Annotated in this window: 7 protein-coding genes; 4 read left to right on the top strand and 3 right to left on the bottom strand. The window is 45.5% G+C overall.

Annotation, left to right across the window (positions count from 1 at the left end; genetic code table 11):
- The first annotated feature begins 34 nt into the window (after positions 1–34).
- The 4 genes from NCI00_RS23865 (at position 35) to NCI00_RS23850 (ending at position 5507) form a co-directional block, all read left to right on the top strand.
- The gene (locus tag NCI00_RS23865) at positions 35–1591 is read left to right on the top strand and encodes a RagB/SusD family nutrient uptake outer membrane protein (protein ID WP_374758862.1); all 1557 of its coding nucleotides are present in this window, start codon (positions 35–37) and stop codon (positions 1589–1591) included.
- A gap of 186 nt (positions 1592–1777) precedes the next feature.
- Positions 1778–3058, top strand: a complete 1281-nt coding sequence (locus tag NCI00_RS23860; protein ID WP_253531939.1) for a metal-dependent hydrolase family protein — start codon at positions 1778–1780, stop codon at positions 3056–3058.
- An 86-nt stretch (positions 3059–3144) separates the two neighbouring features.
- Positions 3145–4620 (top strand): bifunctional phytoene desaturase/3,4-desaturase, encoded by a 1476-nt coding sequence (crtID, locus tag NCI00_RS23855; protein ID WP_253531938.1) that lies wholly within the window; start codon positions 3145–3147, stop codon positions 4618–4620.
- 50 nt (positions 4621–4670) lie between these two features.
- Positions 4671–5507 (top strand): phytoene/squalene synthase family protein, encoded by an 837-nt coding sequence (locus tag NCI00_RS23850; RefSeq protein WP_114460127.1) that lies wholly within the window; start codon positions 4671–4673, stop codon positions 5505–5507.
- Between the two features lie 59 nt (positions 5508–5566).
- On the opposite strand, the gene NCI00_RS23845 is transcribed toward NCI00_RS23850, so the two are convergent.
- The 3 genes from NCI00_RS23845 to NCI00_RS23835 form a co-directional block, all read right to left on the bottom strand.
- Positions 5567–5800 (bottom strand): hypothetical protein, encoded by a 234-nt coding sequence (locus NCI00_RS23845; RefSeq protein ID WP_253531937.1) that lies wholly within the window; start codon positions 5798–5800, stop codon positions 5567–5569.
- 202 nt (positions 5801–6002) lie between these two features.
- Positions 6003–7766 carry a RagB/SusD family nutrient uptake outer membrane protein gene (locus NCI00_RS23840; protein WP_253531936.1) on the bottom strand — a complete coding sequence of 588 codons (1764 nt, stop codon included), beginning with the start codon at positions 7764–7766 and terminating at the stop codon, positions 6003–6005.
- Positions 7767–7800: 34 nt separating this feature from the next.
- Complete coding sequence (locus NCI00_RS23835) at positions 7801–11034, bottom strand: SusC/RagA family TonB-linked outer membrane protein (protein WP_253531935.1); 3234 nt, start codon at positions 11032–11034, stop codon at positions 7801–7803.
- Positions 11035–11216 lie beyond the last annotated feature (182 nt).

Genomic DNA, 11216 nt, shown 5'->3' with positions numbered 1-11216 from the left:
TTCATCACTGTTTTACATCTAAATCAATTAGAAAATGCAACTATTAAAAAATATAGGAAAAACAGCACTGATGGCCTCTTTTTTACTGGGCTACTCAGGCTGCACCGACTTTTTGGCGGAGCAAGCGCCTTCTAACCTAACACCCGAAAGCTTTTACACCATTCCCGACCACGCCGAGGCAGCACTCGCTTCGGTGTATGCCGATTTACGTTTTATGGGTGGAGGAGCAGGTATATTTTCTTCTAACTGGCAGCTACTGGAGGCCATGACGGGTACTTCTACCACCGAAACTGCCCAAAATTCAGACTTGAACAACCTGTATGGTTTAGTACACGATGGCAATACTGTACACGTAGTCAATTATTGGAATGGTTTGTTTAAAATCATTGCACAAGCCAATCAGGTGATTGCCAAAGTGCCGCCCATTACACCCATGCCTGAAGTACAAAAGAAGAAAATTTTGGGAGAGGCAAGGTTTCTACGTGCATACGCTTACTTTACAGCAGTGCGTTTGTGGGGCGATATTCCACTGATTACCAATCCACAAACGGCTAGTTCGGAAGATTTTTTCCCTAAGCGCTCGCCACAAGAAGATATTTACAAACTGATTGTAGAAGACTTACTTGCAGCAGAAGCCGCTGGTTTACCATGGATGGATCAGAGTGGACGGGTCAATTTGGCGGCTGTCAAAGCGCAGCTTGCACGCGTATATTTGACCATGGCAGGTTTCCCTCTCAGCAAAGGGGCTTCACACTATAAGTTGGCCGCCGACAAAGCCAAAGAAGTGATCGACTATGCCAATGCCAATCCTGGAACAATCAACTTGTTTCCTACTTACGAAGACACTCGCCGGGAGAGTTTGAAAAATCGTGTAGAACACCTTTTTATGCTGCAATACAATGCCGTTGTAGAGCAAAATCCGATGGGTAATATGTTTCCTAACTTTAAGCCAGTAACTTTCAACGGTCCAGGTGGAACAGGAAGTACCGTTCCGACCCTTGCCTTCTACCAGTCGTACGAACCAGGCGATTTGCGTGCCAAAGACCAAGAAGGGTATTTCTACACTACCTATTTTACCAACGGTAGTGGAGCACGGTTTGAACTGGGTGCTCCTTATATTTTCAAACATTTCAACAGAGTGGCAAACGGTACTTCGGGGGTGCCAGGCTCACGCGCAAACAACCTCAATGTACCCCAAATTCGGTATGCAGAGGTGTTATTGCTCTTTGCCGAAGCCCAAAACGAAGTGGGTGGACCTACACAGGAAGCTTATAATGCCTTCAAGCGCATCCGTGACCGAGCGCAACTCACTACGCCTGCTCTTGGTACTTATACCCAAAATTCTTTCCGCGAAGCCGTTTGGAAAGAGCGCTGGCATGAGCTGTGCTATGAGCAAATCACTTGGTTTGACATGGTTCGCCTCCGCAAAGTGTTTAACGAAAAAACCAAAGGATTTGACAACTTTGTGGGACACGTGAACTTGAGCTCTAACCAGCCGCTGCAATCAAAACATTTGTTATTGCCACTTGGAAAACAAGAAATGCTGAACAACCCGAATCTGAAACCACAGAATCCGGGCTATCCTGAATAACTCAGCAGCAATAATTGTACGGTTTAGTATCCAATTATTTGACTCCCTGGTCGTGGCAACACGACCAGGGAGTTTTTTTATGGACATATCAGTATACTACTTTCCTTCTCCGTTTCCATTTGAGACGAAAAAACGCTTTATTTAGGTAAAATATTCATTACAATGAACCTAACGACCAAATTATCCATGAGAAAACGTTTGCTTTTTGCGGGACTCTTTTTTGCGGCGGCAAATTACGCCCATGCCCAACGAACGCTGATTTATTGCGGAAAACTAATCGACGGAGTCAGTGATGCCGCCCAAGAGCAGACCACAATTATCGTCGAAAAAAATCGAATTACGGCCGTTGAAAAAGGCTATACCAAAGCGCTAACAGGCGATAAACTGATTGACCTAAAAAACAAAACGGTTTTGCCCGGCCTGACCGATATGCACGTACACATCGAAAGCGAAACCAGCCGAGACCAATACCTCAAACGGCTCAGCAACAACTCGGCCGACATTGCCTTTGAAGCCCAAAAACACGCTCTTACTACGCTCATGGCGGGTTTTACGGCCGTACGAGATTTGGGAGGCACGGGCGTAAACATTTCCCTTCGCAATGCCATCAACAAAGGCTTGGTGACAGGGCCACGCATTTTTACGTCGGGCCAGACCATCGCCACCACGGGCGGGCACGGCGACCCCACCAACGGACTCAGCAACATGTACAGTGTTCCAGATAAAGTCACTGATGCAATCGTTGACAGCCCCGATGAAGGCCGAAAAGCCGTACGTCAACGCTACAAAGATGGTTCAGATTGTATCAAAATCACGGCTACTGGGGGCGTATTAAGCATTGCCAAAAGCGGTAAGGCACCGCAGTTTACCGAAAACGAAATCTCGGCCATTGTGCAGACCGCCAAAGATTATGGGTTTCACGTAGCGGCACACGCCCACGGAACCGACGGCATGAAACGCGCCCTCAGAGCAGGCGTAACTACCATTGAGCACGGCACATACATGGACGATGAAGCCATTGAGTTGTTCAAGAAAATGGGGGCTTACTACGTCCCGACCATCATCGCTGGGCGTACTGCCGCCGACTCCGCCAAAGTGCCTGGCTATTACCACCCTTTTGTGCGCATGAAGGCGCTGGAAATTGGGCCTTTGATTCAAAAAACTTTTGAGAAAGCCTACAAAGCTGGGGTAAAAATTGCCTTTGGTACCGACGGTGGCGTGTACCCCCACGGCAAAAATGCCAAAGAATTTGAATACATGACCGAAGTCGGAATGCCCCCCATGGAGGCTATAAAATCGGCAACGGTGGTTCCTGCCCAAATTTTAGGAGAACAGGACAACATGGGAAGCATCACCAAAGGCAAATACGCCGACATCATTGCCACCGACGAAAATCCGCTTCAAAACATCAAAACGCTCCAAAACGTTACGTTCGTGATGAAAGATGGCGTAGTCTATAAGCAATAGCAATTTGCACGACGGCGTCATTTTTTACGTATGTTCTCAAACCGTCACCCCCTTTTGGAAGTTTACAATAAAAAAAGTCTTATACCTTGAAAAAAGTAATTGTTATCGGCGCTGGATTTGCGGGGCTTTCGGCCGCTACCCGCCTAGCCGACAAAGGGTTTGATGTTACTATCTTAGAGAAAAATTCGGTTCCGGGAGGACGCGCTCGGGTGTTTGAAGCCGAGGGGTTTACTTTCGATATGGGCCCGAGTTGGTATTGGATGCCCGATGTATTTGAAACCTATTTCGGTAAATTCGGCAAAAAACCATCGGATTATTATCATCTGGTCCGACTCGACCCCTCTTACGCGGTTATTTTTGACCAAAAAACCACCGTTGCAATTCCAGCGGGAATCGAGGCGCTCAAACAGCTTTTTGAAAGCATAGAACCAGGAAGCGGTGCGCGATTGGACGCATTTCTGAAACAGGCTTCGTACAAATATGACGTGGGCATGAACAAATTTGTTTGGAAGCCAAGTCGCAGCATTACGGAGTTTGTAAGCCTTAAACTGTTGTATGATTTGGGGCGCATGGACGTATTGCAGTCATTTTCGGAGCATATTCGTAAGTTTTTTACGGACCCTAAATTGTTGCAATTGATGGAATTTCCCATTTTGTTTTTAGGGGCCACCTCCGAAAATACACCGGCCATGTACAGCCTCATGAACTACGCCGAGATAACCATGGGAACTTGGTACCCGATGGGCGGTATGTATGAAATCGTGAAAGGAATGGTGGCACTGGCGGAAGAAAAAGGTGTAAAAATAAAGCTAAATCAGAATGTAACGAAAATCGAAGTAACCAATCGCAGCGCAAAGAAGATAATCACCGATAGCGACATTTTTGAGGCCGACGTCGTGGTGGCAGGGGCTGATTATCACCATGTAGATTCAAAATTACTGGGTGAATATCGAAATTATTCTGAAGCGTATTGGAACAAAAAAACACTTGCCCCATCTTCGCTGCTTTATTATGTGGGGGTCAACAAAAGAATACCAAAACTGCTCCATCATAATTTGTTCTTTGACGAAGATTTTTCACAGCATTCGTACGAAATTTATACCGAACCCCAATGGCCGAGCAAGCCGCTTTTCTACGTTTCGGCGCCCTCAAAAACCGACCCCTCGGTTGCACCAGAAGGCTCCGAAAACCTCTTTATCCTGATTCCAGTGGCAACGGGACTGACGGACGATACTGACGAAATCAGAGAGCGTTATTTCAACGTAGTGATGGAACGGTTAGAGGCCTACGTAGGGGAAGCCATTCGGCCCAACATTGTCTATAAACGTACCTTTGCGCACCGAGATTTCCAGTCAGATTACAATGCGTTCAAAGGAAATGCGTACGGGCTGGCCAATACCCTCTTGCAAACGGCCTTTCTGAAACCGACGCTCAAAAACAAAAAGCTAAATAATTTGTTTTATACAGGACAGCTCACTGTTCCAGGCCCTGGGGTTCCCCCTTCCCTGATTTCGGGGCTGGTAGTAGCTGATGAGATAGCCAAAGAGTTTGGACCAAATTAGTAATCATATCTTCCAATAACCCATTAACCTGCGTGCGTGGCACGGCTTATATGAAGCAATTGTTTGACCAAACAACGCTAGATTGCAGCAAACTCATTACCGAGAGGTACAGTACGTCGTTTACGCTGGGAATCAAAACGCTGGATAAAAAATTCCGTTTACCTGTTTATGCTATCTATGGGTTTGTACGCTATGCCGATGAAATTGTCGATACGTTTTATGAATTTAATCAAAAATACCTGCTCGAAAAATTTATCAAAGATACCTATGAAGCCATCGAAGCGGGTATTAGTCTAAACCCAGTTTTGCATTCTTTCCAGCTGATTGTTAACAAATATAAGATTGACCATGACCTGATCAATGCTTTTTTGCACAGCATGGAAATGGATTTATACAAACAGGAATACACCGACGAAAAATACGAAGAGTATATCTATGGTTCGGCAGAAGTAGTGGGCTTGATGTGCTTGCGTGTATTTTGTGAAGGCGACAACGCCATGTTTGAGCAACTAAAAGACGGTGCTCGTAGTTTAGGGGCGGCTTTTCAGAAAGTAAATTTTTTGCGCGACCTAAAAAGTGACTATGTCGACCGGGGGCGCGTTTATTTTCCAGGGGTTGATTTTACGAAATTTACCAAAGAGAGTAAACACCAAATCGAAACTGACATTCAGGCAGACTTTGATGCTGCCTATGGTGCCATCAAACAGCTCCCTCGTAGCGCTCGTATGGGCGTTTATCTGGCGTATGTGTATTATCTGACGTTATTCAATAAAATCAAGGAAACGCCCGCAACCCGTATTCAGGAAGTACGGATTCGAGTTCCTGATTTTCAAAAAATGACCTTGCTGGCCAAAACATACGTACAGTTCAGATTCACTGAGATATAACTAATTGTACCGATTGCTTTCCTCAAAAAACTCCGCCACGTGGCGGAGTTTTTTTGTCATTACCGAACTCGTCGGTAATGACCAGGAACCCATACATAGTGATTTTTACGCCAACGGTGCTCCCCGGGCACCCATACATGGCGAGGGGATGGCTTGCGCGGAATCACTTCGACACGAGGAGCAGGCGGAGCAGGACGAACAACCACGGGACGCGGACTTACTACGCACCCTGAAAGCAGGTAAATCAGCAGTCCTGTAGCTAATAATGTCATAAGTCTCGTATCAGATTTCATATTTAATACTGTTTAGGATAACACATTGATTAAAATCAAACACCTTGGTTGGCTCTGGTTTGTTTGTCCATTCTTTCCTTAGAAAAACATACCATTCAATGGTTTAAACAGTAATCTAAAACCAAGTTATTTTGTGTTTTTTATCACAAAAAAAGCCCCACAGCAAACTGCGGAGCCTTTTTTGTGATAAAAAAGAAATATGTTAGTACCCTGTGTTCTGGGTCAAAGTAGGCTTGCCATCTTTCTGGCTGTTCAGGATTTCATCCTGAGGAATCGGGAAGTAGTTGTTTTTAGAAGTAAATACTTTTCCAGCCATATAACCCCGCTTGTTGAACTTACGTCCTGAAGGCTCAGTGCCCGGTACTGATTCTTCGGCGGCATATTTGTTCAACACTTTTTCGGCAATGCCCCAACGCACCAAGTCGAAGAAGCGGTGGCCTTCCATCGCAAACTCCAGGCGCTGCTCCATCCGAACGGCGTTGCGGGCATAATCAGCGCCTTTGGCGGCAAAAGTACCGGCAGGATATGCCTCAATCTGATACGTCACAGAAGCATCCTGAACCGATCCATTTTTGGCACGCAAACGAATTTGGTTTACGTAACCTTCGGCAGCAGCCAAATTGCCCAATTCTACTTCGCATTCTGCCAACCACAAAATAACGTGCGATAACTTCAACAAACGGTAGTTATTGTTTACATTACGCTTACTTGTGGAGTGCGTAGTGCTGTTTTCTTCCGACAAATAATACATCCATTTTTTACCCGTAAACGGACCAGCGTAGGCTTGGTCACGAATCCAAGTAGAGCCAGGCATTGGGCCCCAATCAAGGAAATTCACACCACGACGACCCACCGTCCAGTCCAAACGTGGGTCAACTGGAATTGATTTATCCAATGTAAATGCCGTTGAAGCAGTGATTCCTTGGTCATTGGGTAAATCTACTTTGTTGTAGGTATCAGCAGTACCGTCAGCCGCAGCGCCAATCATTGGGAGGCCATTTTCGGTTTTGAACGCATTTACTAAGTTGTGTGAAGGCTGATAAAAACCGCAGCACCCACGTCCTGGAGCCGTTGCCGAATACGGCCAATTTAGGTTATCGCCAGCATTTCCGTTGTTTCCGTTGGTACCATCATTGACCGAAAACTGAACTTCAAAAATTGACTCGCTATTGTTGTTGCCCGTCGTTCTGTAATTGTCGTGGTAGTTAGCAACCAGTTTTTTACCCGAATTTTTCAAAACATCTTCCAACAACGTTTTTGCTGCCGCCCATTTTTTCTGAAAAATCATGGCCTTAGCCAAATACGATTTAGCAGCCCACTGCGTAGCACGGCCTTTCTGGGCCTGAACAGCAGGAAGGTTTTTGGCAGCAAAATCAAAATCTGCTTCAATTTTAGGCCAAATATCTTCGGTATTAGGCACTTTTGTAGAATTAGGGTCAGAAGCAACGTAGACTTTCTCGTCGATAAACGGCACTTTATTCCACATTTTTTTGGCTTCAAAGTGGTAGTGCGCTCTCAAAAAACGTGCTTCGGCAATCACCTGCGTTTTTTCAGCCTCGGTCATATCTTTTACGGCTGCGCTACTCACAATTTGAATCACTTCGTTGCAACGGGCCACACCGTCGTAAGAGTGCCACCATTTTCCGAGGAAATAGGTATTGTCAGAAAGCCAGTTGTATTGTTCGATAAACGACTGCTCTGGCTGGTCACCTGCATCGGTTCCTTTTACGGCGTCGTCGCTACTGATTCCACCAAACACATAATTTGAAATCGTGGATTGACGTCCCGTATTTCCTGCACCAACACCGTCCATAAGAGAGTAAGCTCCTATCAATAAGGCGCCTACGCCGTTTTTATTACTTAACTGCTCCAAGGAAGCACGCCCCTGGGGCTTTAGGTCAAAGAAGCTCTCAGAACATGAGAAACTCAAGCCGACCAAGACTAGTAATGAGATTATTTTTTTCATTGTATGATTCAAGAATAATGATTGTCAACTAAGATTAAAAACCAAAACGCAATCCAACGATGTACGACTTTGCCACTGGATAGGCACCTTCGTCAACACCCATGTGAATATCCTGGTTGTCATTACCTGATCTTCTGAGGTTGATGTCAGGGTCAAGTCCGCTGTATTTGGTAAGCGTCAGGATGTTTTGTCCTTGTACATACACTTGCGCCGAAGCCAATCCTGCTTTTTTCAAGAGAGAAGAAGGAAGGGTATATGTCAACTGAATGTTTTTCAGGCGCAAATACGAGCCGTCTTCGAGGAAGTAAGAAGAAACCTGCTGACTGATGGCATCGCCAGAATTCAAGCGGGGCAATTTTGCATCATCACCTGGTTTTTTCCATGAATTGTAAAGCATATCCTTCGATCTGTTGCCTTGGAATACGTTAAAGTCAGTCCAATATCTCACATAGTTGAAGATTTGGTTGCCTTGTACACCTTGACCAAACATTGTCAAATCCCAGTTTTTATAGCCAAGATTTACGTTAATACCGTACGTAAAATCAGGGTGAGGATTGCCCATGATGGTACGGTCGGCAGCCGTAATGATACCGTCACCATTGATGTCTCTGAATTTGAAAGTACCTTCACGGGTATAAGTTCCAAATTTGGGGGCGGCGTCGGCTTCTGCTTTATCTTTGATTACACCATCCACGATGTATCCATAGTAACTGGCAATGGGCAAGCCTGCTTTGGTAGCCGAGATAGCTGGCAAACGAGTGGTGAAACCAAATACCGTGGCGTTGGGGTCATCGTTCAATTTCTTCACTTCGTTTTTGTAGTGCCCAAAATTCAAACCTACCTGATAGCGGAAGTCACCTTTTTTATCTCTAAAGTTGATACCAAGGTCAAAGCCTCTGTTTTGCACTTCACCGATATTGGTGTAAGGAATAGTACCCGAACCCGCCGTTCTTGGAATCGCAATTTGGGTCAACATATCGGTCGTTAGACGGTTATAAACGTCTAATACAAACTCCATTTTGTTGTTTAATAAAACGGCGTCGATACCAAAGTTAGTGGAGGTATTTGTTTCCCATTTACCATTTGTGTTACCAAACTGTACCAAGTCAAATCCACCGACAATTGAAGAACCCGTACCGTTGATGTCATACGCGTTGTTTAAAGGATCGGGAGCGTATAGCGTATAAGCGTTATACACGTTAGGAATCAACTGGTTACCCGTTTTACCCCAACCTACGCGTACTTTCAAATCGTTGATAAACTTCACTTCCCGCATGAAGGCAAGTTCGGTCATGCGCAAACCCACCGAAAACGCGGGGAATACCCCGTAGCGGTTGGCCGCCGAGAAACGGGAAGAACCGTCGCGGCGAAGGGTGAAGTCGGCCAAGAGAAGTTCTTTGTACGAGTAGTTTACTTTTCCGAACTGAGAGAACAGCGAGCTCAACGTTGCACCCGCGCCAGCGTTGTTCAAGCCTGCGGCCGAACCTGCATCCAAATAACGATAATCTAAATCATCAAAAGCAAAGCTGCTTCGGCTGGCCTGAAAACCTACTGCATAGGTTTTAACAGCTTCGGTTCCTAACAATACATTCAATGAATGAACACCAAAGGTTTTGTTGTAATTCAAGGTGTTGAACCACGTCAATGAGCGGTCAAAGTTATTGATTACGTTTAAACTATTGGCATTTCTTGCTTCAGCCGCCTCAATGTCGCGGTGAAAATACTCGGAGCGGTTGTACTGATTATACTCAAGGCCCAAGCTAGTTCTGGCCTTTAAGCCCGGGATAATTTCTGCTTCGGCAAATACGTTTCCAAATACGTGTGAGCCTTTGGTTATGTTATCTTTTTCACGGTATAATCTTGCCAATGGGTTGGGAGCATTTCCTAAGTTACTGCCCCGGCTTCCTGCAAAACCATTGTAAGGTGATGTGTTGGTTCCGCCCAACGCTACCGGACCGCCCGTAATGTCAAATACCGGAATGATGGGGTGTACGCGAATCGCAAACATGATGGGGTTGGACTCATCGTTGTTGGTGATACCCTGTCTTTCGTCGTATGAGAAGGTAAAGTTCTCACCGATTGTCACTTTTCCTTTGGTAAATTCGGTGTTGGCACGCAATGAGTAGCGATCATACTTCGTGTATCTCAAAATACCATCTTGCTTGAAGTAATTGGCCGAGATGGCGTATTTTCCTGATTTTGAACCGCCTGTTGCACCTATTTGGAAGTTAGCAATCGGAGCTGGATCAAAAATAACATCCTGCCAGTTGGTTCCTTCTTTGTTGGCTTTGGTGATGTTAAAAGCCGTTCTACCCAAATTAGGGTCGGCGATGTCGTTGGTATAAGTATAGTTGGCAGGAAGCGTTCCGTAAACGTTTGGATAGATATAATCCGCAATGGTTTGCTCGCCGTTAGGGCCAAACTTATACTGGGCCGATGGTGAAGTAACCGACGGGTTTTTTCCAGCGCCGAGTTCAGATTGATACAAATACTCTCCCAATTCTTTGGTATTCAACAAATCCAGCATCTTACCGGGGCGTTGCGTACCGCTGTAAAAATCAAACGTAATGCTTGGCTCACCCGTTTTACCTTTTTTGGTGGTAATGATAACTACCCCGTTGGCGGCACGTGCCCCGTAGATAGAAGCGGCAGAAGCATCTTTCAACACCTGCATCGACTCAATATCGTTGGGATTGAGCTGGTTAAGTGTTCCTTGAGTAGGGACACCGTCAATTACATACAGCGGGCTGTTGTTGTTGATAGAACCAAACCCACGGATACGCACCATGGTACCTCCTCCAGGAGAGTTGTCATTTCCAACTACTACCCCCGATGCCCGTCCTTGAAGCATCTGTGTGACGCTGGCCGCTGGCACTGCCGTCAATTCTTTGGCATTGACCACCGTTACGGCTCCCGTAATGTCTTTTTTGCGTTGACTGGCATACCCTGTCACCACAACTTCAGAGAGTGATTTTACATCGACTGCCAAGGCAACGTCAATATTCGTACGATTTCCAACGGTGATTTCCTGCGAAATATAACCAATGTAAGAAACGACCAATACACTGTTTGAAGCGGCATTTGGAAGGCTAAATCGACCTTCTCCATCGGTAGTGACTCCCGTGTTAGTGCCTTTCAGTAGGACACTTACCCCTGGAAGTGGGATACTTTCAGCGGCGTCGGTAACGCGCCCTGTTAAGCGGCTTTGCGCCCACGAACTAAGCGCACAAAGCCACAAAAGTGTGGCTAGGTAAAGATGTTTTTTCATGTTTTGTTAGATAAATTAAGTGAGCTAAACGGCACAGTAAAACTGTAACCTTGCTTTAAAGCAAGCATAAGCAACATTTTTACTTGAATTATTTCAAAAAAATAAAAACCAAAAAGTCTTTGTTTGTCCTGCCCTTTCAGGGATTTATCTATACATTAAACATTTTCAGCTATTATTATCAG

Source organism: Runella salmonicolor, assembly GCF_024158025.1.
Taxonomy (GTDB): Bacteria; Bacteroidota; Bacteroidia; order Cytophagales; family Spirosomataceae; genus Runella; species Runella salmonicolor.
This window is presented reverse-complemented; position numbering and strand designations above follow the sequence as displayed.